The following is a 23,130-nucleotide window of genomic DNA, read 5'->3' as shown; positions in this document are numbered from 1 at the left end:
TCCGCCGGGTGCGTCGGGCCGTCGCCGTGGTGGTCCCCGAGTGCTGCCGTCGTGCTCGGCTGTGGACCAGAGGACCAGTGGCTGGACCACTTTGCGGCGCGATGCCTGACCGTGTCAAGAAGGAAATGGCTCAGTGGGTAGTCCACTCGGCCGGCCTGCACGGCCTGCGGCTGTCGGCCTGCCGGGAGGCCGGTGGCTGCTAGCCTGACGGCGAGCATCGCAGGTCAGCGCTATCGAAGCTATCGAAAGGCCCCAACGTGTCCGACGCTCTGCGGCCGATGTCCCGGCCGCGGCTGTACGAGCAGGTGATCGACCGGCTGCGGAAGTACGTCGCGGAGGAACGCCTCGGTGCCGGCGACAAACTGCCCGCCGAACGCGAACTCGCGCAGCGGCTCGGCGTGAGCAGGACGTCGGTGAAGCAGGCGATCGTCGTGCTGCAGGTGCAGGGGCTCGTCGAGGCACGGCACGGCGGCGGCACGTACCTGGTCGGCGACACGCTCGACGCCGAACCCGTCGAGCAGCTGGTCGAGCGCAGGAAACGACTGCCGGACGTGCTCGATGCGCGCGAGGCCGTCGAGACGAAACTCGCCGAGCTGGCGGCGCAGCGCAGGACGAAGGCCGATCTCGACGCCATCTCCGCCGCCGTCGACCACATGCGCGCGGAGATCGCGGAGGGGGCCCACGGCGTCGACGGCGACCGCAGGTTCCACGCGGCCGTGACCGAGGCGGCGCACAGCGCCATCCTCGCGGAGTTCATGAACTCCATGGCCGAGCAGATCACCGAGAGCCGCACCGAATCGCTGCGCCAGCCGGGCAGGCCGTCGCGCTCGCTGAACCAGCACGTTGCCATCCTCGACGCCATCAGCCTCGGCGACGGCAGGCGAGCGGCCTCCGCGATGCGCAGACACCTGCGCACCGTCGCCAAGGTGCGGTTGCTGTCATGGAACCCCGAAGAGGGGGACGAGGGAGCCGCAGGCGGAGACGCGCGCGAGTGATCGGCTGCGACGTCGTACGCTCGAAGGGTGCTGATTCTCGCCCTTGACACCGCCACGCCCGCGGTCACCGCCGGGATCGTCCGGCTGACGGGTCCCGCGGGCACCGACGCGGGCAGCGACACCGCGAGCGCCGGCACCACGGCCGTCGCCGGCGGTGCGGTTCCCGTCGTCGAGCAGGTGGCCGCGCGCGTGACCGTCGACCCTCGGGCGCACGGTGAGCTGCTCACCCCGCACGTGCTCGACGCCGTCGCCGACGCCGGGATCACGCTGGCCGACCTCGGCGCGGTCGCCGTCGGTGTCGGTCCAGGGCCGTACACCGGGCTGCGTGCGGGCCTGGTCACCGGCGCGGCGCTGGCGCACAGCCTCGGCGTTCCGGCGTACCCGGTGTGCACACTGGACGCGATCGCCGCCGGCCCCGACGGCCCTGCGCTGGTCGTCACCGACGCCCGGCGCCGCGAGGTGTACTGGGCGACCTACGACGCGGAGGGGACGCGCACCGACGGTCCGCACGTCGGGTCGCGCGCCGACGTGCCCGAGCCGGCGGGCCGCCTCGCCGATCACGAACAGCCGAGCCCGGTGGGCATCGTGCGCGCGGTCGCGGCCGACGTCCTCGCGGCCCGCGAGCCCGGGCCGCTGACACCGCTGTACCTGCGCAGGCCCCACGCCGCCGAACCGGCCGCCAGGAAGCGGGTGACGGCGTGACCCCCGGCGACAGCGCCGCCGCGAGCCACGACGGCAGGAATCCCGACGCCACAGCACCCCACGGCGCCGCATCCGACGCTGTTGCGCCCCACGGCGACGTCTCCGCCCGGCTGGAGCCGATGCGCAGGCGGCACGTGCGCGCGTGCGCGGAGCTGGAGCAGGTGCTGTTCGCCCGGGACAGTCCGTGGCCGCCCGCCGCGTTCCACAGCGAACTCGACCTCGGCGGGCACTACCTCGTCGCGGTGGACGGGTCCGTTCGCGACGGCGACGAGCATGTGCTCGGATACGCGGGCCTTGCCATCATGGGCAAGCGCGGCGACTACGAGACGAGCCTGCACACCATCGCGGTGCGGCCCGAGCACCAGGGAACCGGCCTCGGCAAGGCGCTGCTGCGTGCGGTCCTGGCGAAGGCCGACGAGCTGGCCGCGCCGGTGCTGCTCGAGGTGCGCACCGACAACGACAGCGCGATCGGGCTGTACGAGCAGCACGGATTCCAACGACTCGGCGTGCGCAAGGGCTACTACCAGCCCTCGGGCGCCGACGCCTACACGATGCGCCGGGACGCGATCACCGGTGAGCGACGGGAGGACGGCCACTGATGGCAAGGATCATCATGGGCATCGAGAGCTCGTGCGACGAGACCGGTGTCGGGCTGGTCGCCGCCCACGACGACGGCACCGTTGAGCTGCTGGCCGACGAGGTCGCCTCCAGCGTGGAGCAGCACGCGCGGTTCGGCGGCGTCGTGCCCGAGATCGCCAGCCGCGCGCACCTCGAGGCGATGGTGCCGACGACCCGCCGCGCCTTCGACGCCGCGGGCCTTTCGATGTCCGATGTGGACGCGGTCGCCGTGACCGCCGGTCCCGGCCTGGCAGGCGCGCTGCTGGTGGGCGTGTCCGCGGCGAAGGCCTACGCCGCGGCGCTCGACGTGCCGCTGTACGGCGTCAACCACCTCGCGGGCCACATCGCCGTCGACGCGCTGCAGCACGGACCCTTGCCGACGCCGTGCCTGGCGCTGCTCGTCTCCGGTGGGCACACGCAACTGCTGCGGGTCGACGACATCGCGGGCGCGATCACCGAAATCGGCTCCACTGTGGACGATGCAGCGGGGGAGGCGTACGACAAGGTCGCGCGGCTGCTCGACCTGCCGTACCCCGGCGGCCCGCCGATCGACAAGGCCGCCCGCGACGGCGACCCGCACGCCATCGCGTTCCCCCGCGGAATGACGGGCCCGCGGGACGCACCGTTCGACTTCTCGTTCTCCGGCCTGAAGACCGCGGTCGCCAGGTGGGTCGAGAGTGCACAGGGGCGTGGTGAGCAGGTCCCGGTCGCCGACGTCGCAGCCTCGTTCCAGGAGGCCGTCGCCGACGTGCTCACCGCGAAGGCGGTGCGTGCCGCGACCGAGGCCGGCATCGGCACACTGGTCGTTTCCGGTGGGGTGGCGGCGAATTCGCGACTGTCGGCGTTGGCGCGGGAGCGCTGCGCCGAGGCCGGTATCGAGCTGCGCATCCCGCGGCCCCGGCTGTGCACCGACAACGGCGCGATGATCGCCGCCCTCGGTGCCCACGTCGCCGCCGCCGGCCACAAGCCCAGTTCCCTCGACCTGTCCGCCAACCCCGGCCTGCCCGTGGACACGGTGCTGGTCTGAGCGGCGCACTTGGGACGTTCAGGGTGGTGTGGATGCGCGTTGTCGTAGGAAACGCCGTTCACTAATTTCGGGCATGGCGGAGTTGACACGGCGACCGTGGGCAGTAGCCTGCGACCGTAGTTCGACTACGGAGGGGATTATGTCTGCTATGGGGGCCACGAAGTCGACCCGCTTGTTCTGCGCGACCTTGCCAAGTATATCTCTAATTTGGCGACGAGTTTTGAGGTTATCCGTATTGATGCGCAGCATGAAGGGCTGAGTGTCAAGGGGTTTACTGGCTTGCTCGCGCCGATTGGTGATTCGTTTTCCGCGTTCGGGCAAGAAACACTAGGTCCGCTTGCTGAGATGGCCACTACGAAGATGAATCAGATGGCTGACAGCTTGCTCTCTGCTGCTGAGCAGTATGGCCTCGCAGAGGCTGAGGCGCAAGAGCGAATCGAGCGACCGGCGGAAGGGGGAGGTTTTAGTGCAGTTTAAGGACACTGTAGAGATCAAGGGATTCTTTCCGACGGTTTCCAAAAAGCCGCTCGCCGAGCAATTCGAGGAAGATTACTTCCTCTTGGATGAAGTCGACTGGTTTTGGCGCAACTTTTTCAGCGACGAGAACAAAGGTCTCTATGCGACGCTAGTTGAACCCATTGCCGGCGACTTCAACCGAATTGCGGAGAACGGTGAAGCATGGAAGCATGTAGCCGACAACTTCCGTGGAATATCCGCGAATCTTACTGATAACGCGCATGTTGTTCTGCGGGACTCTTGGAGTCAGGGTCAAGCATCCGAGGCTTTTCAATCTCTCGTCGAGAACATTTGGAGCCCTGCTCTTTTTGTGGCCGAAGAGATGTCGGATTTCATGGGCGCGGGGTTCGTCAGCCTGTCGGAAGGCCTCGTGAATCTGGCCGAGACTGTCGTAAAGCTCCTGAAAAAGATTGTCAACAAGATCAAAGACCTCGCGGCCCGTGCCATCAGCAGCCTGGGTGGTGTTATTGCCAAGACGGTCGAGTGGGTGGCCACTGGTTTTGAGAAGTTCCCCTATTGGGAAGACGTTCGGGAGATTAGCGCGATCATAAACCAGGTCCTAGGTATCCATAAGACGATTAAGAAGTTGACCGATGTTGTGAAGAAGTACATAACGTCCTTTGTCCAGGTATTCGATGCCTTCAAGGCGATTCCGGATATAAATTCAACCCAAGATGGTTTTGCTGTGATTAAGGACATTCGTGATGGAACGACCGACATGGAAAAACAATCTAGGGAGTACCGGGAAAGTAAGGGGAAGTTAGAGGAGCGAAAGTCTAGGATTGACGACACACTTAACCCTGGGCCTGATTCGGTGGAGAAGGGCGGGTCGGTGAAATGAGAATTGAGCGACCTGGTGTGCAGTTTTCGCCGGATATGATGGAAGCTCGGCGTTCCCTTGACGCAGTGCTCGATGATGTTGCATCGGATATCAGGGCGTCGGAGGAGCTTCTTTTACAGGTTGATAACGAAGGGGTAGAGCGAACTGACGAGGAGATCGATCTCTTTGTGTCCTATGTGACAGGGCCCGGAAACACCCCTGAATGGGACGCAGTGGTAGCTAGGGTCGAAAGCGGGGAAATGACGTGGAGGTCCGTCGCGAACGGGTCGCTTGCGCACGATTCAGGAGTTGTCGAAGCGTTCAGGTCGAATCCTCGTGTTTCCGCTCCGGAGCAACTAGATGCCATTACAGATCAGGCTTCCGGGTTTTGTGAAGAAGGCACGGAAAAGGGGATTAATGCTAACTATTCCGATCAAAAATTAGCACCGATGGACGATGATGAATACTTTGATAGTTCGTCATTGTTTCGGTAGGGCTGCGGTAGTAATGCGTCTCGGAGGAAATGAGAAGGTGGTGTGGATGGAGAGCGGATCGCTCTTGCGGAAGATTTCGGTTGTTTCCGGCGTGGTGGCAGGCGGGGTCGCCCTGGCGTCCTGCGGACAGGAAACGTCCGGTGCCGCGGGCGATCAGTCGAGCACGCCGTCCACACCCCAGGTCTCGCCGATCTCTCCGTGTGAGTTGGTGACGGCGGCGGAGCTGAAGGAGGCGACGGGCATCTCGTTCAACGAGGGGCAGAAGCGAGGTCCGGTCTGCGATTTCGCTACAGCGGACTACGCCTCGACCGCGAGCGTAAGTACCGGTCTGGACACCGTGGCGGACCACCTCGACACGAAGAAGATCACGATCAGCGGCGCCGAAGCCGTCCAGGGGCAGCCGCCGGAAGGTGACCAGTGCCTGGTCGATGTGCCCTTGGGTTCGGATGCACCGGTGGAAATGCTGAACACGGCCATCTCGGAAGTCGACCCGGCGGACAGGCCCTGTGAGATCGCCACGGCCATCGCCGAGAAGGCCCTGGCCAGCTTGAAGGACTGAGGTATGCCGCACTGGCTCTGGTACGTCGGCGCAGCCGTCGTCGTCGGGATCTACTTCTACATCGCATGGAAGGAAAAGCAGAAGACCCACAGCGAGTACGCGCAGTTGGCGTCGGGGCTGGGCTGGCATTACGAGAAGTACAGCACCGACTACAACTCCCGTTACCGCAAGTACTCCCCGTTCGACGACGGGAAACGCCCGCGGGCGGACCACGTCTTCCACGGCTCGCATCGTGGCCGCCGGCTGGTCGTCTTCCAGTACAGTGCGGATTTCGAGTACACCGAAGGCCGGTCCAAACGGCAGCACTGGCAGGTCGTCGTCGTGGGCCTGGCCGACGACGTGTCGACGCTGGAAGTCGGCCCGCGCGGGACGCTCGGCCGCCTCGCGCAGCGCGCCGGCCTGGGGCAGAGCACCGGTGACGACTATTTCGACCGCCGTTACGGCGTGAAGACCGCGGACAAGGATTTCGCGGCGACACTGCTGAATGACGACGTGCGGTCAATGTTGCGGCGACGCAAGGATGACGCGAATCTCCTGCTCCACGGCACCGACATCGTCACCTGGCGGCAAGGCCCGCTGTATCCTGACGACATGGAGCCTTGGGTCGACTTTCTCAACGACGTCCTGGACCGCGCGGGTCTGGAGTGACACCCGGCGCAACCCACGTCGCTGCCAACTTCGACGTCCGTGCGACTTGCGGCCACAAGCCCAGTTCCCTCGACCTGTCCGCCAACCCCGGCCTGCCCGTGGACACGGTGCTGGTCTGAGCGGCCCGGTCGAGAGCATGGGTGAGTTCCGGCGTAGCACGGCGGTGCCGCATCTGGAGGTGCGCCGTTCGTGCCGGGAAAACACGTGCTATCGCCCGCACTTCCACGACACGTTTTCGATCGGATTGATCGACAACGGCTCCTCCGTCTTCACCGGGTCGTCCGCCGGCACGATCCGCCTGCAGCCGGGTGACGTCGTCGTCATCCCGGCAGGGCAGGTCCACGCCTGCAACCCCGGGGAGGGCCCGTGGCTGTACCGGATGGCGCACATGGACCAGGAGTGGGCGGTGTCCCTCGTGCCTCGGTGTGCGGCGCACCGGCTGCTGTCCGGGGTCGGCGTGCTGCGCCGCGACGACCTGCACGACCGAATCGCCGCGGCGATGCAGGTCGTCTTCGCCGATCAGCCGTCCGCCCACATCGAAGCCGAGTTCGCTGCCGCGCTCGGCGACCTGGCTGCCGCGACACCCGAGCACCTGGTTCCCAGCGGCACGGATGCCACCCTGCGCACGCGCCTACGGCCGGTCATGGACCGCCTTCGCCGTGACGAGGCGAACCCGCAGCTCGACGAGCTGGCGCAGCTGGTCGGCATGACCAGGTACGAGTTGGTGCGGGCGATGCGGCGTGCGACCGGTCTCGCGCCGTTGGCGTGGCGGCAGAACGCCCGCATCGTGCGAGCCCGGCACCTGCTCCGCTCCGGGCTGCCGATCGCCGACACCGCGCAGGCGCTCGGATTCACCGATCAGAGCCACTTCCACCGCGTTTTTCGTGCACACGTCGCCGCATCTCCGGGCGTCTACCGCGGCTGAGCGCAAGAACGTACAAGACCCCCGTCCCCGCTGCTGCCCATGCTCGGTGCGTTCGTCGCCGAGACCTGTGAGGGGACATGGAGCAGTTCGCCGCCGTCGCCACCGCGCATTTCCTCGCCCTGCTGATTCCCGGGGTCGATTTCTTCCTCATCGCCCGCACCGCGATGAGAAGCGGGTGGCGGAACGCCACCGGTGTCTGCCTGGGCATCGCCGTCGCCAACGGGATCCTCATCGCGGCGGCGTTCTCCGGCGTCGCCCTGCTCTCGCATCCCGTGCTCCTCGACGGGATCCAGGTGGCGGGCGGGGCGTTCCTTCTCGTCGTCGGGGTCGCGTTCGTCAGGTCGCCGGTCCGGATCGACATGCAACAGGGTCCGCGTATGGCATCGGTGACGTGGTTGCGCGGCGCCGGACTCGGAATCACCTCCGGCCTGCTGAATCCGAAGAACGCGCTGTTCTACGTCAGCCTCGCCGCCGCGGTCGCCGCAGCTCGGCCACCGGCCCTCGTGCTTTACGGCGCGTGGATGGTGACGATCGTTCTCGGCTGGGACGTCTTCGTCGCTGTCGTGCTTGGTTCCCGGCGGGCGCTCGCGCGCATGGAACGTGTCCTGCCGTGGCTGACGAAGGCAGCCGGCGGCTTCCTCGTCGTATTCGGGGGCGGCATGATCGGCAGCTTTGCGGTGCGGGGCTTGTCGTCGTTCTGAACGCAGAACACGCGGTTCTGAACGCAGAACACGCGGTGCTGAGTGCAGGACACGCGGTGTTGACCGCAGGAGGCCCGGAGGCTAGCCCTAGACGTGCCAGGTGTCGACGTCGGCGAGCCTGACGTAGGCGACGCGGTGGCCGAGCTGCACCTGGGCGTACTTCTCGCCGCGGACGACGACGTGCTGGGACTCGTCGTAGGTCTTCGCGTGGTAGTACTCCGAGTCCAGGACCGGGCCGACGGCGTAGCGCTGGCCCTCGGGGATCGAATACTGCAGCGGTGCGAGCTCCTGCGGCGGCACGTCGTCGGGGTAGGCACTCTCCTCCGGATACGCCCGCCCGTAGACGGGGATCCGCCCCGAACCGGCCTTCGGCGCGGCCACCACGCCGAGCGCCGGCCGTGCGACGCGCGCCGAAGCAGGGTTCTTCAGCCACGCCTTCGTGCCGTTGAACCAGATCGCCGTCCAGTCGCCGTCCGACCCGGCGACCGCGTACACCTGGCCGGTCACGACGCGGCTGCCCCAGTCGGACAGGTGCATCGATTGCGGGGAGCCGTCGGGGTTCAGCGCCGGGTCGCTCAGCAGCGGCGCATCGTCGCGGGGTTCGGTGCGCAGCATGACCATCGCCGAGCCGGTGACGGGGCAGGCGGCGGACGGATCGTCGGCGTCGCAGCCGTGGAACGGTACGTGGTTCGTGTCGAAGTCCGGCAGGATCACCACGAGTCCGGTGTCGGCGCGCCACGTCGGCAGCTCGGCTCCGAGCAGCTCGAAGTAGTGCGCCCAGTCCCAGTACGGGCCCGGATCCCAGTGCATGCCGGCGACGTTGTCCGGGGTGGTGCCCGGCACGTTGTCGTGCCCGATGATGTGCTGGCGGTCCAGCGGGATGCGGAACCGGCGCGCCAGATGCCGCACGAGCTTCGCCGACGCGCGATACATCGCCTCCGTGTACCAGGCGGGCTCGGCGGCGAACCCCTCGTGCTCGATGCCGATCGACTTGGCGTTGAGGTACCAGTTGCCCGCGTGCCACCCGACGTCCTCGGTGCGCACGTGCTGTGCGACGTGGCCGTTGGAGGAGCGGATCGTGTAGTGCCACGACACGTACTCCGGGTCCTGCACCAGGCCGAGTGCGACGTCGTACTCGCATTCGGTGTCGTGGATGACGATGTGCGTGATGCGCTGGCTGCCGGGACGGCGCGCCTGGTCGTGGTTGCCGTAGTGGCCGGGGTCGTCGGAGAGCTGCTCGTACGGCGCGGGGATCCACTCGACGGGCAGGTCGTCGGGGCCCTCCGGTGGCGCGGCGGGGGCGGTGCGCAGGCCGAGGGAGCGCAGCTGGGTGCGGTCGGGGCGCGCGGCGGACCCGGTCAGCCGCACCGTTTCGCCGTCCACGGTGACGCGCTCGGCACCTTCGGCAAGGACGGTGAACACCTCGTCGGCGAAGAAGGCCGCCGTCGCCTCGTCGTCGGCGCCGCTGTAGCGGGCGACCGCGCCGTAGAAGTCGCCGGGTTCGGAGCCGCGGCCCCCGGTGCGGCGGTGGTAGTCGGCGAGGATCGCGGCGCCGCCGCGGATGTTCTCCGCAGGGTCGGTGCGCAGTGTCGTTTTGTCGACACCGGTGAGTTCGGCGGCGAGGTCGATGGTCTGCAACCGTTCGGCCGGCTGCCCGTCGGCGGGCGAGGTGGGCCGCAGCGCGGTCCGTGCGGTGTCGCCGCGCGGATCCTCGACGGCGGTGTCGCCGCCCGTGGCCGCGCTGCCGTGGCTGTCGTGGTGGCTGCCGCCCGCCGCGGCCGTGCGCAGGTCGGTGAGGTGCATCGGGCCGTACCCGGCGCCGCTGCTCGGGCGGCCGCCGTGGTCGTCCCAGCGTGACTCGAGGTACGACACGGCCAGCAGTACCCGTTCCGGTACTCCGAACTCGGCAGCGGCCGCGGTGAACGCACGCTGGCGAGCGTTCCTCCTCGCGACGTCTGCCGCGGCGGGCGTGGCGGACAGTCCCGCGGTCGTTGCGGCGAGGCCGGCGGTTCCGGCGGCGCGCAGCGCGGTACGTCGAGGGAAGGTGTCCATGCGTTCACTCCTCACCGGCGATGTGGTGTGAGGAAGGTACCGACAGTCCGTGCATCGTGGAACGAACTTTCCTCCGGGACGTATCGCCCGTCCGCATGACACGGCGGTGCCCCTGGGGGGCAACCGGGGCGCCCGCAAACCGGGGCCCGGACGGCGAACGGCCCCCGACGTGTGGTCGGGGGCCGTCGATACGCGGGGCCGTCAGCAGCAGCTGGCGCAGCACCCGCATCCGTGGCCGGTACACGCACTGCAGCAGTTGCAGCCACCCATTCGGATCACCGTCCCTTGTCCGTGTCGTCCACCGGGAGGCCGTCAACGGTAGGCGGGCCCGCGGGGCGCAGGGCACCGCGCGACGAGTGACGACGTGCGATCACGGGGAGTGCGCGCGCGGCGAAGGCGCCGATCAGGCCGGTTGTGGACCCTGCTTGCGCGGCTAGCACTCCCATGGCTAGAGTGCTAATCGAAACGGCACCACACACGCCCCGGCACCCGCGACGGCGGGGTGGTAGGCGCCGTACCCAATAGGTACCTGCCAACGCTTTCTTAGACCCGTGGAGGTCAACCCGGTGAGCGTGAACATCAAACCGCTCGAGGACAAGATCGTTGTCCAGAGGAGCGAGGCCGAGGAGACGACGGCTTCCGGTCTCGTCATCCCGGACACCGCCAAGGAGAAGCCCCAGGAGGGCAAGGTTCTGGCCGTCGGCCCGGGCCGTGTCGACGACAAGGGCAACCGCGTCCCGGTGGACGTGAACGAGGGCGACGTCGTCATCTACTCCAAGTACGGCGGCACCGAAGTCACGTACAACGGCGAGGAGTACTTGATCCTGTCCGCCCGCGACGTGCTGGCCGTCGTCAACTGACGACCCGCTATGCGTTGACGCCCCGGGCCCCGCTGACGCCGGGGGTCGGGGCGTTTCGCGTGCCCGGAGAGAGGTTCCTCAATGCCTAAGCAGATCAATTTCGACGAGGATTCTCGTCGCGCGCTCGAGCGCGGGGTCGACAAGCTCGCCAACGCCGTCAAGGTGACGCTCGGCCCGCGTGGCCGGCACGTCGTCCTGGACAAGCAGTTCGGCGGCCCGACGGTCACGCTCGACGGCGTGACCGTCGCCCGTGACATCGAGATCGACGAACCGTTCGAGAACCTCGGCGCCCAGCTGGCCAAGAGCGTCGCCACGAAGACGAACGACGTGGCGGGCGACGGCACCACGACGGCGACCGTGCTCGCACAGTCGCTGGTCAAGGTGGGCCTGCGCAACGTGGCCGCCGGTGCGAACCCGGCCGCGCTCGGCGCCGGGATGGAGAAGGCCGCGGACCACGTGGTCGAGTTCCTGAAGAGCAAGGCCACCCCGGTCAAGGGCCGCGACAACATCGCCCAGGTCGGCACGGTCACGTCGCGGGACGCCAACATCGGCGCCCTGCTCGGCGAGGCCGTCGAGAAGATCGGTGAGGACGGTGTGATCACCGTGGAGGAGTCCTCCACGATGGCCACCGAGCTCGACATCACCGAGGGCGTGCAGTTCGACAAGGGCTTCCTGTCGGCGCACTTCGCGACCAACCCGGAGGAGCAGCGGGCGATCCTCGAGAACGCCTACGTGCTGCTGCACCGGGAGAAGATCTCGTCGCTGAACGAGCTGCTCCCGCTGCTGGAGAAGGTCGCCGAGACCAAGAAGCCGCTGCTGATCATCGCCGAGGACGTCGAGGGCGAGGCGCTGTCCACGCTCGTCGTCAACTCGCTGCGCAAGACGATCAGCGCCGTGGCCGTCAAGGCGCCGTTCTTCGGTGACCGCCGCAAGGCGTTCCTGGACGACCTGGCCGTCGTCACCGGCGGCACGGTCATCTCGAGCGAGATCGGCATGAAGCTGTCCGAGTCGGGCATCGACGTGCTGGGCCAGGCCCGTCGCATCGAGATCACCAAGGACGCGACGACCATCGTCGACGGTGCGGGCTCCAAGGATGCCATCGCCGACCGGGTCTCCCAGATCCGCAGCGAGATCGAGGCGACCGACTCCGACTGGGACCGCGAGAAGCTCCAGGAGCGGCTCGCGAAGCTCGGCGGCGGCGTCGCGGTCATCAAGGTCGGTGCGGCCACCGAGACCGAGCTGAACGAGCGCAAGCACCGCATCGAGGACGCCGTGGCCTCCACCAAGGCGGCCGTCGAGGAGGGCATCGTGCCCGGCGGTGGTTCCGCGCTGGCCCACGCGTCGAAGGAGCTCGAGGGCAACCTCGGCCTCACCGGCGACGAGGCCACGGGCGTCAAGATCGTCCGGGAGGCGCTCACCGCTCCGCTGTACTGGATCGCCAGCAACGCGGGCCACGAGGCCGCGGTGCTGGTGTCGAAGGTCAAGGAGCAGGAGTGGGGCCAGGGCCTCAACGCCGCGACCGGCGAGCTCACGGACCTGCTCGCGGCCGGTGTCGTCGACCCGGTCAAGGTGACGCGTTCCGCGGTGGCCAACGCCGCGTCCATCACCCGCCTCGTGCTCACCACGGAGGGCTCCGTGGTCGAGAAGCCCGAGGAGGACGAGGACGAGGACGCCGGCCACGGTCACGGCCACGCGCACTGACGTCACTTCGGCGACGTCTCGCGTAGACACACCCCGGCGGGGCGGCACTCCAACTCGGAGTGCCGCCCCGCTTGTGTTTCCGGCGGTGTCCGCACGGCGGGCGGGCCTCGGCGAGCGCCGTGCCAGCGCAGGTCGGCGCGCCCACGCCCGCGGGTGCCGTATCTACGACGGCGGTGACCACCAGCGTCGTGTCCGCGAACGGCACCGGCTGCACCATGACGCCGTCCGCACCATGACGCCGTCCGCGGCGGCGTTGTCCGTGATGGTGCCGGCCGCAACCGGTGCTGTCCTCGATGACGCTGGGGGCGTGGGCACGGGCGTACCGCGTGCTCAGGCGTTGGCGCCGCCGTCGATCAGGATGCCGCTGCCGGTGATGAACCGTCCGCCCTCACCGGCCAGATGCGCCACGGTCGCGGCGACGTCGCCGGGCGTCGCGTACTCGGCGAGTGCCCGTCCGGCCTTCTGGGCCTCGGCACGCGGGCCGCCCGCCGGGTTCATGTCGGTGTCCGTCGAACCCGGGTGCACCGCGACGGCCGAGATACCGCGCGGGCCCAGGTCGCGGGCGAGGCCGCGGGTGAGCCCGTCGAGTGCCGACTTGCTCGCCGAGTAGAGGCTGAGTCCGGGACCGGGCACGCGGCTTGCGAGGCCGCTGCCGATGTTGATCACCCGGCCGCCGTCGGGGAGGTGCCGGGCTGCGGCTTGGGTGGCCACCAGCACGGCGCGGACGTGGATCGCCAGAGTCCGGTCGATCTCCGCCACGGTGAGCTCGTCGATCGTCGCGGTCGGGAAGACGCCCGCGTTGTTGACGAGGATGTCCACGCCGCCGAGAGTCTCGGCCGTGCGGTGGACCGAGTCCGCCACCGCGTCGGCGTCGGTGCTGTCGGCGCGGATCGCCAGCGCCTTCCGGCCGTGCGACTCGATCCGCGCTGCGACCTCGCCTGCCTGCTGCTCCGCCGAGGTGTAGGTGAACGCCACGTCGGCACCGTCGGCGGCGAGCCTGGTGGCGATCGCCGCACCGATACCCCTGCTGCCGCCGCTGACGAGTGCGACCTTGCCTGCCAGTGTCATGCACGAGCTCCATTTCTGTGTCGATCGATATACAAATAGGGCGCGTAGGATGACTGGGTCAAGCTTTTTTGTGTCGATCCATACAGAAAGAGGGCTATGTCACCCCGAGGTCGCCCGAGGGCGTTCGACCGGGACGCCGCGCTCGACACCGCGATGCGCGTGTTCTGGGAGTACGGCTACGAGGCCACGTCGGTGTCCGACCTCACCGCGGCGATGGGGATCGGATCACCCAGCCTGTATGCCGCTTTCGGTGGCAAGGAGGCGTTGTTCCGGGAGGCCGTGGAGCACTACGTGCGCCACTACGGCTGGCAGGCGGTGAACGAGCTCGACCGGGAACCGGCCGTATGGCGCGCCGTCGAGGCGATGCTCCTGGCGAACGTCGGGCTCTACACCGATCCGGCGCTGCCTCGCGGGTGCATGATCGTGGACGCGGCGACGAACTGTGCCCCCGGCAACGACGCCGTGCGGGAGTTCCTCGCGGGGCAGCGGCGTGCGACCCGGGAGCGGATCGCCGCGCGCCTCCGGCGGGCGGTCACGGAGGGTGAACTTCCTGCCGATGTCGACCTCGACGCGCTCGTGGGCTTCTGCGAGACCGTCCGGAACGGGCTGTCGAATCTGGCGCGGGATGGCCGTTCGGCGGACGAGTTGCGATCGATTGTCGACATCGCGATGAACGCCTGGCCCGATCGGCGAGATCGCTCGCGGGAAAGATAGTTTGGCGAATAGTTTGCGAGAAAGACAGTTCGGCGAAAAGAAAGGGGCGCCCGGCCGGGCGCCCCTTTCTTCATCCCCCTCCGAAAAGAGGTTCACATTACGACGGTCAGCGAGCGTTGTTCGTTACGGATGATGTGCTCCCGTTCGCTTTCCGACAGACCGCCCCACACGCCGTAGGGTTCGTGGACCGCGAGGGCGTGCTCCCGGCACAGCTCCAGCACCGGACACGCTCGGCACACCGCCTTTGCTCTGGCCTCCCGTCGCGCCCTTGCCGGGCCCCGCTCCCCGTCGGGGTGGAAGAATGAGCCGCTGTCCATGCCCCGGCACGATCCTTCGAGCTGCCAGTCCCAGATATCGGCATTCGGGCCGGGAAGCCTGCGGATATCCGCCATCGGTGTCCCCTCGTCGAATCCGGTTCCACGTAACCGGATCAGCTACGACTACTCCATTCGGTGCAACGAGGTGCACGTTAGAAGTGTGGCAAAAGTTGTTCAAGTGATTGACAAGAGGATTCATTCGTTAGGCATCCCCCGCAGGTGTGATAGCAGACACAGTGTTGGTTTTTCGTCGGGGTTCCTCGTTCGCCCGGCGGCCCGTGGCCGGCCTGTGGCACGGAGCGTGTTCGGCGGCAGGATGAGGCGGTGACTCTCGAGAACCACCTTCGCCGGATCGCGTTTGGCGACCCGGGTGAGTCGACCGCCACACCGGATCATCGGATCGCCGGTACGGCTTCCGGTGCTCGCACCGACCGTGAGTGCTGGCTGGCCGCTGTCGTGCTCGGCGCGCGCGGCCGGTATGCCGCCGCGACGACGCTGTTGCGCCGCCTGCGGCACAGCCGGGACGTCGTGATCGCCTCTCTCGCCGCGAGCACGATCGCTTCGCACCGCCGTCAGCTCGGCGGGCACGCCGCGGCCCTGCCCGCCGACGGTGCGGCACTCGCCGCCGTGGCGGGCCTGCCCCTCGTGCCCGCGGCCGGGGAATCCGTTGCGGGAGTAGACGCGGACTCCGCGGACCGGAACGCCGCTGACGGGGACGCTGCGGGCCGGAATACTGCGGGCCGGAACGCCGTGGCCGGACAGGGCCCCGCGACCGGGACCGACGCCGTGGGGATCGCGGCCGACGCGGACGGTGTCGACGTCGCCGGCGCGTGGGCCGACGCCCTGCTCGGGCTGGCCGCCGACCAGCTCGCGCTCGGCAGGCCCGCGCTGGCACGCCGTCTCGTGGGAGAGGTCACGGCCGGACTCGACGCGGCCTTCGGGAACGGTGGCGGCAGCGTGCGCTCACGGGTGCGCGCGGCGTGGGTCGGGGCCGAAGCGGCGCTCGCCGGTGGCGACCCGGCGACGGCGGTCGCCTCGGCCGAGGCCGCGTTGCACCTCCTCCGCTCCGGATCCCGCGCGACACCGGTGCGGCATCGGGCCAAGACGGAACTCGTGCTCGCCGCGGCACTGTTGGCGGCGGGGTCCGACCCGGCCCGGGCCGCGGAACTGGTGGCCTCGGCGCTCACGGTGATCGACGCCCACGGGTTCGCGTCGTTGTCGTGGCCGGCCCGGCTGCTCGCCGCCGAGACCGATCCGGCGGGCGCCGACGAGCATCGCCGCCGTGCCACGCGTGAGGTACACGCACTGTTACCGAGGGTCGATCCCGAACTGCGCAGACTCGCGGTGGAGTCGCCGTGGGTCCCGGTGTGAGCCCGCGACCTGCCGTTCCGGCATCCGGGTCAGAGAAATTTCAAAAAAGCCACCAGATCGTGTCAAGGTCCGGCCTAAAGCGTCCGATAGTGGGGGTAGTACGTCACCCGGCTGCAGGAAGGAACCCCCGTGACTACGGTCTTGATCTGCGACGACCGACGCAGTGTCCGCGAAGGCCTCACCCGCGTGATGTCCGCTGTGCCTGGCGTCAGCCGTATCGACTGCGTAGCGCACGGTGACGAGTTGCTGGCCCGGTACTCCCGGCAGCCGGTCGATGTCGTGCTCGTGGGCACGCAGCGCGCCGTGCCCACCGGAGTGGAGGCCACGCGTCGTCTCGTGTCGGCGAACCCGCAGGCGAACGTGATCGTCTTCGGCGCCCCGGACGACGCGGGCAGCATTGCAGCGGCCATCGCGGGCGGCGCCCGCGGCTACCTGCGCTGGGACGCCTCGCGCCCCGAGCTCGTCGCCGCCCTTGCGCACACGCTCGCCAGCACGTCCGTGCCTGCTCAGCGGCAGCCCGCCGACCCGGGCGTGCAGCTCACCGAACGCGAGCTGCAGGTGCTGCGCGGCATGGCCCAGGGCAAGAGCAACGGCCAGATCGGCCGTGAGCTGTACCTGTCCGAAGACACCGTGAAGACACACGCGCGCCGGCTGTTCCGCAAGCTCGGCGTGCGCGACCGGGCGCAGGCCGTCGCGCACGGCTTCCGTCGTGGCCTCGTGGCCTGACGCGTGGCCTGATCCGACTCTGCACCACAGGCACTTGCTGCCGCAGTAACCCGCTGCCCGGGGACGACGCCGACGGGGCGTGGCATGGCGACATGCCACGCCCCGTCGTGTGCGTGTAGCCGGTACCGTGGCCGACGGCGATGCTGTGAGCGCTGCTGCATCGCCCACACGGCCGCCCGTCACGACGGACGCAGTGTGTTCGCGTGAGACGCAGGACGTCCCGGCGGTAGCCCGTTCGTGGGCCATGTCACCTGCTCGAGCGACCACCGGGAACTCACGCGGAACTCAAGGAGTGGCCGGGTACTGTGGTCACGTCACCGGCGTGAGGGACCGCTAAGCCCGCGCGCCGCTTTTCATGCACACCGAGACGTAACACCGGGATCGTTGTCTGCGATGGCCACTGTGGGGGATGGACTGGACGAGTCGGTCGCCGCCGCTGTTGAGGGAGATCAACAAGCGGTCGAGCGACTGCTCGCTTCGATCCGCCCCCTTGTGGTGCGGTACTGCCGCGCCCGTGTTGGCAGGCAGGAGCGTTCGTACGCTTCGGCAGACGACGTGGCTCAGGAGGTGTGTCTCGCGGTGCTTACCGCTCTGCCCTCCTACCGCGACCAGGGACGACCCTTCCTGGCGTTCGTCTACGGCATCGCCGCCCACAAGGTGGCCGACGCACACCGCGCGGCCCACCGCAACAAGGCGGAGCCGGTCGCCGAAGTGCCGGACGAGATGGAGCGTGACGTCGGCCCCGAACAGTTCGCCATCCAGGGTGAACTGAACGAGCGCATGACGAAACTGCTGCAGGTCCTGCCGGAGAAACAACGCGAGATCGTGGTGTTGCGTGTGGTCGTCGGACTGTCCGCGGAGGAGACCGCGGAGGCCGTGGGCTCGACCCCCGGCGCGGTCCGGGTCGCTCAGCACCGTGCTCTCGCGCGGCTGCGCAAGGTGCTGGCCGCTGAGGAGGTGGTCTGAGTGACGGAACACACCGGTCCTGCCGGTTCGGCCGACGAGCCGGAACGCGACGCCGCCGACGCCGGAGCGGTCGAGTACGCCGAGACCAACATCGCCGGCACCGCTGCCGACCCGGCCGCGGCCGGTGACACCGCTGCGGCCGGCGACACCGCCGGTGGCGCGGACGACACGGCGTCCGACCCGGCGACGGACGAGGCCGCGACGGTCCAGGACGCTGCAGACCAGGACGCTGCAGACCAGGACGCTGCAGACCACTCCGAAGCCGGAACCGACGCTGCCGAGGCCGAGGGCGCTGAGGCTGATGGCGCCGAGACAGGCGACACCGAGACGACCGACGTCGAGGCAAGCGACACCGAGGCAAGCGACACCGAGGCAAGCGACACCGAGGCAAGCGACACCGAGGCAAGCGACACCGAGGCAGGCGACGCCGCCGACGGTGACGACCTCGCCGGGGTGGTCACCATCACGCCCGCGTGGGCGGCCGAGCCCGCCGACACCCAGCTCACCGACACCGGGGACTTCGAGGCAGGGGACTCCGAGACCGGGGAGCCGGTGAACGGCACCGACGGTGCCGAACTCGCCACGGCCGCCGCGGACCTGACGGCTGTGCAGGCCGACGACGCGCTGCTCGACGCGCTCGGCGGGCCCGACGCGAAGGTCGCCGACGAAATGGGCGACGCCGAGCTGGGCGCACTGCTGCTCGCGTGGCGAAGGGACATCGACAGTGAACGCATCCCCGAGCTGATCGACGCCGACACCGCCGCCACGGAGATCAGGACCGCCTCGCTGGCGAAGCGGCACGCGGGCCGCGGCCACAAGCGGCGGTTCATGGTGCCGGTCGCGGCGGCCGCCGCGGTGCTGGCCATCGGGTTCACGGGCACGGCTCTCGCCGCACGCGACGCCCAGCCCGGCGACACCCTGTGGGGCCTGAGCAAGGTGCTCTACACCGACCATGCCCGATCGGTCGAGGCGGCCGCGTCGGTGCGCTCGTCGATGGACGATGCGCGGCTCGCGCTCGCTTCGGACCGGTACGACGAGGCCCGCTCCGCGCTTTCCCAGGCCGAGCAGGACCTGAAGAACGTCACCGCCACCGAGGAGGCCGCGCAGCTCAAGGCGCGGCACATGCAGCTGATGCAACGGCTGCAGGGGCACCCGGACGAGGGTGAACGGCCTGTGCCGGAATCGTCGACCGACGGTTCGTCGTCGAGTTCGACCTCGCGGGACCCCTCGTCGCCGGACTCGTCGTCGCCGACCGGGTCCCACCCGCAGCCCGGGCCGGACGACCCGACCGACACCACGCCGACGGACCCGGACGACTCGACGACCAGTGAGCCGGACGACACCACCTCGAGCACCCCGAGCTCGGAGACTCCGCCTCCGTCCACGGAGACGAGCGACGAGCCGGATCGCTCGTCGGGCGGCAGCGACAGCGGGTCATACGTGTCGCCCGCCCTGTCCGGCAGCTCCAACTGAGACGACTGCTTCAACTGAGACGACTGCGACACCGGAACGCCCCCGAGGTCCACAACGTGACCTCGGGGGCGTTTTCGTGTTCCGGCCGTGTTCGTCCCGATCGTGGCCGTTCCGGCCGGTGCCCTGTTCCACCCGCGCCCGCGGTCATCCGCGCTCGAGGCCGGTAGTGAGCACCCGGTCGCCGTCGGCCGGTCGCGGTGATGTGGCCGCAGCCATCCGGCCGCGATGATGTGGTCGCGGTGCCCCGGACCACCGCCGACCGCGAGAGGTACGAGTCGCCGACCGCACGTGTCCGGGATCGTCCACTCGTGTTCGCTACACGCGAACAGGTGTGAGAAGCGTCGCGGGCGCACCCGGGTACGGGCCGGTCCGGCTCGCTCCGTCGCGGCGTACCGCGGAGTCGCGCCGCACCCGGTGGCCGTCCCGTCGCAGGTCAGTGGACGGTCGGCAGGCGGGAGCGGCGGCTCAGTAGGCGCTCTCCGTCGTGGTGATGCCGTCGGCGAAGCCGCGGCAGTAGTCCCACGTCACATAGTCGGCGGGGTCCGGATCGAACGCCGGCTCGTGGGGACGCATGCGGCCGTCGGCGAGCAGCTGCTCGAGACTGGCGCGGAGCAGATGCCAGTCGTGGTAGTGCGGCAGGTCGCACTCACCGCAGTCCACCACGATTCCGCGCACCCCGCGCGGCTCGAGAAGTGCCTGGTAAACGGCCAGGTCGGCGAGGTCCGAGAGGAGTTCGGTGCGCTCCTCCTCGGAGATCGGCTCACCGGACTGCTCGTCGAGTTCGGCGATCTCCTTTGCCGGGTCGTCGGGGTCGTCGGCGAATGGGTCTGGGGGCAACACGTCGTGCGGCACGGGCTGCACGGTACCGGGAAGGTACCCCCATCCGTCCAGCTACCATCGATTACGAGGCGTTTCGCCCCGTGCAGCCACCCGCATCCCCCATGCATCGAGGAAGGTCCGCCGCCCTATGCCGAGCGAGTTCACCGACTCCGACTCCAGTGCCGCCGTGCCCGGTGGTGCCGATGACGCCGCCGTGATGGCGGACAAGTTCGCGCTTCTCGGGCTGACCTTCGACGACGTGCTGTTGTTGCCCGCCGAGTCGGACATCGTGCCGAGCTTCGTCGACACGTCGACCCGCGTGTCCCGCAACGTGTCGCTGCGCATCCCGCTGCTGTCGGCGGCGATGGACACCGTCACCGAGGCGCGGATGGCCATCGCGATGGCACGCCAGGGCGGTATGGGCGTGCTGCAGCGCAACCTGCCGATCGACGAGCAGGCGCAGGCCGTCGAGATCGTCAAGCGCTCCGAGGCGGGCATGGTGACCGATCCGGTGACGTGCTCGCCCGACGACACGCTCGCCGAGGTCGACGCGCTGTGCGCCCGGTTCCGCATCTCCGGTGTGCCCGTCACCGACGCGTCCGGCCAGCTCGTGGGCATCATCACCAACCGCGACATGCGGTTCGAGCTGGACCACTCCAAGCAGGTGCGCGAGGTCATGACGCCCGCACCGCTGGTGACCGCCCAGGTCGGCGTCACCGCGGAGGCGGCGCTCGGCCTGCTGCGTAAGCACAAGATCGAGAAGCTGCCGATCGTCGACGGCGCGGGCAAGCTGCGCGGGCTGATCACGGTGAAGGACTTCGTCAAGACCGAGCAGTACCCGGACGCCAGCAAGGACGACGACGGGCGGCTGATCGTCGGCGCCGCGGTCGGCGTCGGTGCCGACGGGCACCAGCGCGCGATGGCGCTCGCCGACGCGGGCGTCGACGTGCTCGTCGTGGACACCGCGCACGGCCACTCGAGGGGCGTGGTCGACACGGTGGCGACGTTGAAGAAGGAGCTCGGCGACGCGGTCGACGTGGTCGGCGGCAACGTCGCCACGCGCGCGGGTGCGCAGGCGCTCGTCGACGCGGGCGTCGACGGCGTGAAGGTCGGCGTCGGCCCCGGCTCGATCTGCACCACCCGGGTCGTCGCCGGCGTGGGCATGCCGCAGATCTCGGCGATCCACGAGGCCGACAAGGCGTGCCGGCCCGCGGGCGTGCCGGTGATCGGCGACGGCGGCATCCAGTACTCGGGTGACATCTCGAAGGCCATCGCGTCCGGGGCGTCGGCCGTGATGCTGGGCAGCCTGCTCGCGGGCACCGCCGAGGCGCCCGGTGAGGTCGTGCTCGTCGGCGGCAAACAGTTCAAGACCTACCGCGGCATGGGTTCGCTCGGCGCGATGAGCTCGCGCGGCGGTGCGCGGTCGTACTCGAAGGACCGCTACGCCCAGGACGACGTGCTGTCCGAGGACAAGCTGGTGCCCGAGGGCATCGAAGGGCGCATCCCGTTCCGCGGGCCGTTGTCCGGCGTCGTCCACCAGCTCGTGGGCGGGCTGCGATCCGGCATGGGCTATGCGGGAGCGCAGACGATCCCTGCGATGCAGCGGGCGCAGCTGGTGCGGATCACCGCGGCCGGGCTCAAGGAGAGCCACCCGCACGATGTGACGATGACCGTGGAATCGCCGAACTACACGACGCGCTGACGCGCCGACGAAACCACGGCTGAGCCGCCGCATCCGCACGTTCCCGCCCGACAGCGGGGAACGTCGCAGATGCGGCGGAATCCGGGAAGCGAGAGAGGACTACACGTGCGGGATCTGGTCGAGATCGGCATGGGACGGACCGCCCGGCGGTCGTACGACTTCGACGACATCGACATCGTGCCGTCGCGGCGGACGCGGTCGTCGAAGGTGGTGTCGACCGGCTGGCAGATCGACGCCTACCGGTTCGACCTGCCGCTCGTGACGCACCCCACGGATGCGGTGGTCTCGCCGCACACGGCCATCGAGATCGGCAGGCTCGGCGGACTCGCCGCGCTGAACGCCGAGGGCTTGTGGGCGCGGCACGCCGACGCCGACAGCGCGCTCGCCAGGGTCGCCGAGGCCGCGAAGGACGGTGCGGCCCCGTCCGAGGTGGTGCAGCGGCTGCAGGAACTGCACTCCGCCCCCGTCCGGCACGACCTGATCACCGAAGCGGTGCGCACCGTGCGGGACTCGGGCGTCACCGTGGCGGCGCGGGTGAGCCCCCAGCACGCCGCCGAGCTCACTCCGCACCTGCTGTCCGCGGGCGTGGAGATCCTCATCGTGCAGGGCACGATCGTGTCGGCCGAGCACGTGGGGGAGGACAACGGGGAGAGTGACACCGACCCGCTGAACCTCAAGGACTTCATCGCCGACCTCGACGTGCCGGTCGTCGCGGGTGGGGTCAGCGACTACCGCACGGCGATGCACCTGATGCGCACCGGTGCGGCGGGCGTCATCGTCGGCCACGGCGCTGCGCCCGGCATCACCAGCACGGATCAGGTGCTCGGCATCGGCGTCCCGATGGCCACCGCGTTGATCGACGCCGCGGCCGCGCGCCGCGACTACCTGGACGAGACCGGCGGCCGTTACGTCCACGTGCTCGCCGACGGCGGGGTCCGCCACTCGGGCGACATCGCCAAGGCCGTCGCGTGCGGAGCGGACGCCGTCATGCTCGGTGCGCCACTGGCCGCGGCGAGCGAGGCACCGGGCCGCGGGCTGTACTGGACGTCGGCAGCGGCGCACCCGTCGCTGCCGCGGTCGCGGGTGGCCCCGGCCGGCTCCGTCGAGCACACCGGGGTGGACCTGCGCACGCTGCTGCACGGGCCGTCGCAGGACCCGAGCGGCACGGTGAACCTGTTCGGCGCGCTCCGGCGGGCACTGGCCAAGACGGGCTACTCCGACCTCAAGGAGTTCCAGCGCGTCGGGCTGACCGTCCGTCACTGAGCGAGCCACCGGTCGGCCGGCGCCCCCAAGGGCACCTTGGGGGCATAGCTCGAGTACTGCCGCGCGGAGCGCGTCCGTCTGGGTGGAGACGGG

General features: G+C 69.2%; 23 protein-coding genes. 19 read left to right on the top strand and 4 right to left on the bottom strand.

Annotation, left to right across the window (positions count from 1 at the left end; all coding sequences use genetic code 11):
* Window positions 1–257 precede the first annotated feature (257 nt).
* The 10 genes from FB384_RS04985 to FB384_RS04940 all read left to right on the top strand — a co-directional run bounded on the left by FB384_RS04985 (window position 258) and on the right by FB384_RS04940 (window position 8,005).
* Window positions 258–995: a FadR/GntR family transcriptional regulator gene (locus tag FB384_RS04985; protein ID WP_258938005.1), complete on the top strand. Its 738-nt coding sequence runs from the start codon at window positions 258–260 to the stop codon at window positions 993–995.
* 27 nt (window positions 996–1,022) lie between these two features.
* Window positions 1,023–1,697 (top strand): tRNA (adenosine(37)-N6)-threonylcarbamoyltransferase complex dimerization subunit type 1 TsaB, encoded by a 675-nt coding sequence (tsaB, locus tag FB384_RS04980; protein WP_183779554.1) that lies wholly within the window; start codon window positions 1,023–1,025, stop codon window positions 1,695–1,697.
* Window positions 1,698–1,816: 119 nt separating this feature from the next.
* Window positions 1,817–2,296, top strand: coding sequence for a ribosomal protein S18-alanine N-acetyltransferase (rimI, locus tag FB384_RS04975; protein ID WP_183784995.1), 480 nt, complete (start codon window positions 1,817–1,819; stop codon window positions 2,294–2,296).
* Entirely contained in the window at window positions 2,296–3,342 is a 1,047-nt protein-coding gene (gene tsaD / locus FB384_RS04970; RefSeq protein WP_183779552.1) for a tRNA (adenosine(37)-N6)-threonylcarbamoyltransferase complex transferase subunit TsaD, read from the top strand. Before rimI ends, tsaD begins: the two co-directional genes overlap by 1 nt.
* Before the next feature lie 466 nt (window positions 3,343–3,808).
* Window positions 3,809–4,699 (top strand): WXG100 family type VII secretion target, encoded by an 891-nt coding sequence (locus tag FB384_RS04965; RefSeq protein ID WP_183779550.1) that lies wholly within the window; start codon window positions 3,809–3,811, stop codon window positions 4,697–4,699.
* 17 nt (window positions 4,700–4,716) lie between these two features.
* The gene (locus FB384_RS04960; protein ID WP_183779548.1) at window positions 4,717–5,172 is read left to right on the top strand and encodes a hypothetical protein; all 456 of its coding nucleotides are present in this window, start codon (window positions 4,717–4,719) and stop codon (window positions 5,170–5,172) included.
* Between the two features lie 46 nt (window positions 5,173–5,218).
* On the top strand, window positions 5,219–5,731 hold the full coding sequence (locus tag FB384_RS04955) for a DUF3558 family protein (RefSeq protein ID WP_183779546.1): 513 nt from the start codon (window positions 5,219–5,221) through the stop codon (window positions 5,729–5,731).
* 3 nt (window positions 5,732–5,734) lie between these two features.
* Window positions 5,735–6,379: a hypothetical protein gene (locus FB384_RS04950; RefSeq protein ID WP_183779544.1), complete on the top strand. Its 645-nt coding sequence runs from the start codon at window positions 5,735–5,737 to the stop codon at window positions 6,377–6,379.
* Window positions 6,380–6,515: 136 nt separating this feature from the next.
* Window positions 6,516–7,304, top strand: a complete 789-nt coding sequence (locus FB384_RS04945; RefSeq protein WP_183779542.1) for a helix-turn-helix transcriptional regulator — start codon at window positions 6,516–6,518, stop codon at window positions 7,302–7,304.
* Window positions 7,305–7,381: 77 nt separating this feature from the next.
* Window positions 7,382–8,005 carry a LysE family translocator gene (locus FB384_RS04940; RefSeq protein WP_183779540.1) on the top strand — a complete coding sequence of 208 codons (624 nt, stop codon included), beginning with the start codon at window positions 7,382–7,384 and terminating at the stop codon, window positions 8,003–8,005.
* Between the two features lie 87 nt (window positions 8,006–8,092).
* On the opposite strand, the gene FB384_RS04935 is transcribed toward FB384_RS04940, so the two are convergent.
* The gene (locus FB384_RS04935; protein WP_183779538.1) at window positions 8,093–10,057 is read right to left on the bottom strand and encodes an N-acetylmuramoyl-L-alanine amidase; all 1,965 of its coding nucleotides are present in this window, start codon (window positions 10,055–10,057) and stop codon (window positions 8,093–8,095) included.
* Between the two features lie 566 nt (window positions 10,058–10,623).
* Between FB384_RS04935 and groES the strand changes: the two genes are divergently transcribed.
* The gene (gene groES, locus FB384_RS04930) at window positions 10,624–10,917 is read left to right on the top strand and encodes a co-chaperone GroES (RefSeq protein WP_030532828.1); all 294 of its coding nucleotides are present in this window, start codon (window positions 10,624–10,626) and stop codon (window positions 10,915–10,917) included.
* A gap of 81 nt (window positions 10,918–10,998) precedes the next feature.
* Window positions 10,999–12,618, top strand: coding sequence for a chaperonin GroEL (groL, locus tag FB384_RS04925; protein WP_183779536.1), 1,620 nt, complete (start codon window positions 10,999–11,001; stop codon window positions 12,616–12,618).
* A gap of 330 nt (window positions 12,619–12,948) precedes the next feature.
* On the opposite strand, the gene FB384_RS04920 is transcribed toward groL, so the two are convergent.
* On the bottom strand, window positions 12,949–13,686 hold the full coding sequence (locus FB384_RS04920; RefSeq protein WP_183779534.1) for an SDR family NAD(P)-dependent oxidoreductase: 738 nt from the start codon (window positions 13,684–13,686) through the stop codon (window positions 12,949–12,951).
* Between the two features lie 96 nt (window positions 13,687–13,782).
* On the opposite strand from FB384_RS04920, the gene FB384_RS04915 reads away from it, so the two are divergent.
* Window positions 13,783–14,400 carry a TetR/AcrR family transcriptional regulator gene (locus tag FB384_RS04915; RefSeq protein ID WP_183779532.1) on the top strand — a complete coding sequence of 206 codons (618 nt, stop codon included), beginning with the start codon at window positions 13,783–13,785 and terminating at the stop codon, window positions 14,398–14,400.
* Window positions 14,401–14,492: 92 nt separating this feature from the next.
* On the opposite strand, the gene FB384_RS04910 is transcribed toward FB384_RS04915, so the two are convergent.
* Window positions 14,493–14,792, bottom strand: coding sequence for a WhiB family transcriptional regulator (locus FB384_RS04910; protein ID WP_183779530.1), 300 nt, complete (start codon window positions 14,790–14,792; stop codon window positions 14,493–14,495).
* Window positions 14,793–15,041: 249 nt separating this feature from the next.
* Between FB384_RS04910 and FB384_RS04905 the strand changes: the two genes are divergently transcribed.
* From FB384_RS04905 to FB384_RS27260, 4 genes are all read left to right on the top strand, one after another.
* Window positions 15,042–16,088: a serine/threonine-protein kinase gene (locus FB384_RS04905; RefSeq protein WP_323985123.1), complete on the top strand. Its 1,047-nt coding sequence runs from the start codon at window positions 15,042–15,044 to the stop codon at window positions 16,086–16,088.
* Between the two features lie 129 nt (window positions 16,089–16,217).
* Entirely contained in the window at window positions 16,218–16,814 is a 597-nt protein-coding gene (locus FB384_RS04900; protein WP_030532824.1) for a response regulator transcription factor, read from the top strand.
* A gap of 393 nt (window positions 16,815–17,207) precedes the next feature.
* Window positions 17,208–17,780 carry a sigma-70 family RNA polymerase sigma factor gene (locus FB384_RS04895; RefSeq protein WP_183779528.1) on the top strand — a complete coding sequence of 191 codons (573 nt, stop codon included), beginning with the start codon at window positions 17,208–17,210 and terminating at the stop codon, window positions 17,778–17,780.
* Entirely contained in the window at window positions 17,781–19,253 is a 1,473-nt protein-coding gene (locus FB384_RS27260; RefSeq protein WP_323985122.1) for an anti-sigma-D factor RsdA, read from the top strand.
* Between the two features lie 465 nt (window positions 19,254–19,718).
* Here the strand turns inward: FB384_RS27260 and FB384_RS04885 are convergent, their stop codons facing one another.
* A complete protein-coding gene (locus FB384_RS04885) occupies window positions 19,719–20,114 on the bottom strand; it encodes a DUF5319 domain-containing protein (RefSeq protein WP_183779526.1) in 396 nt (131 codons plus the stop codon).
* A gap of 175 nt (window positions 20,115–20,289) precedes the next feature.
* Between FB384_RS04885 and guaB the strand changes: the two genes are divergently transcribed.
* Window positions 20,290–21,774, top strand: coding sequence for an IMP dehydrogenase (guaB, locus tag FB384_RS04880; RefSeq protein ID WP_228726194.1), 1,485 nt, complete (start codon window positions 20,290–20,292; stop codon window positions 21,772–21,774).
* A gap of 105 nt (window positions 21,775–21,879) precedes the next feature.
* Window positions 21,880–23,037, top strand: coding sequence for a GuaB3 family IMP dehydrogenase-related protein (locus FB384_RS04875; RefSeq protein ID WP_183779522.1), 1,158 nt, complete (start codon window positions 21,880–21,882; stop codon window positions 23,035–23,037).
* The last annotated feature ends 93 nt before the right edge of the window (window positions 23,038–23,130 follow it).

It is taken from the genome of Prauserella sediminis (genome assembly GCF_014195435.1).
GTDB lineage: Bacteria > Actinomycetota > Actinomycetes > Mycobacteriales > Pseudonocardiaceae > Prauserella > Prauserella salsuginis.
Note: the sequence above shows the minus strand (reverse complement) of the source record. Positions and strands in the feature narration are given on the sequence as shown.

Excerpts from the sequence above, each read along its gene's own strand:
- rimI (WP_183784995.1), top strand. The coding sequence starts at position 1,817 with ATGCGCAGGCGGCACGTGCGCGCGTGCGCGGAGCTGGAGCAGGTGCTG.
- tsaD (WP_183779552.1), top strand. The coding sequence starts at position 2,296 with ATGGCAAGGATCATCATGGGCATCGAGAGCTCGTGCGACGAGACCGGT.
- FB384_RS04955 (WP_183779546.1), top strand. The coding sequence starts at position 5,219 with ATGGAGAGCGGATCGCTCTTGCGGAAGATTTCGGTTGTTTCCGGCGTG.
- FB384_RS04950 (WP_183779544.1), top strand. The coding sequence starts at position 5,735 with ATGCCGCACTGGCTCTGGTACGTCGGCGCAGCCGTCGTCGTCGGGATC.
- FB384_RS04945 (WP_183779542.1), top strand. The coding sequence starts at position 6,516 with ATGGGTGAGTTCCGGCGTAGCACGGCGGTGCCGCATCTGGAGGTGCGC.
- FB384_RS04940 (WP_183779540.1), top strand. The coding sequence starts at position 7,382 with ATGGAGCAGTTCGCCGCCGTCGCCACCGCGCATTTCCTCGCCCTGCTG.
- FB384_RS04935 (WP_183779538.1), bottom strand. The coding sequence starts at position 10,057 with ATGGACACCTTCCCTCGACGTACCGCGCTGCGCGCCGCCGGAACCGCC.
- groL (WP_183779536.1), top strand. The coding sequence starts at position 10,999 with ATGCCTAAGCAGATCAATTTCGACGAGGATTCTCGTCGCGCGCTCGAG.
- FB384_RS04920 (WP_183779534.1), bottom strand. The coding sequence starts at position 13,686 with ATGACACTGGCAGGCAAGGTCGCACTCGTCAGCGGCGGCAGCAGGGGT.
- FB384_RS04915 (WP_183779532.1), top strand. The coding sequence starts at position 13,783 with ATGTCACCCCGAGGTCGCCCGAGGGCGTTCGACCGGGACGCCGCGCTC.
- FB384_RS04910 (WP_183779530.1), bottom strand. The coding sequence starts at position 14,792 with ATGGCGGATATCCGCAGGCTTCCCGGCCCGAATGCCGATATCTGGGAC.
- FB384_RS04895 (WP_183779528.1), top strand. The coding sequence starts at position 17,208 with ATGGCCACTGTGGGGGATGGACTGGACGAGTCGGTCGCCGCCGCTGTT.
- guaB (WP_228726194.1), top strand. The coding sequence starts at position 20,290 with ATGGCGGACAAGTTCGCGCTTCTCGGGCTGACCTTCGACGACGTGCTG.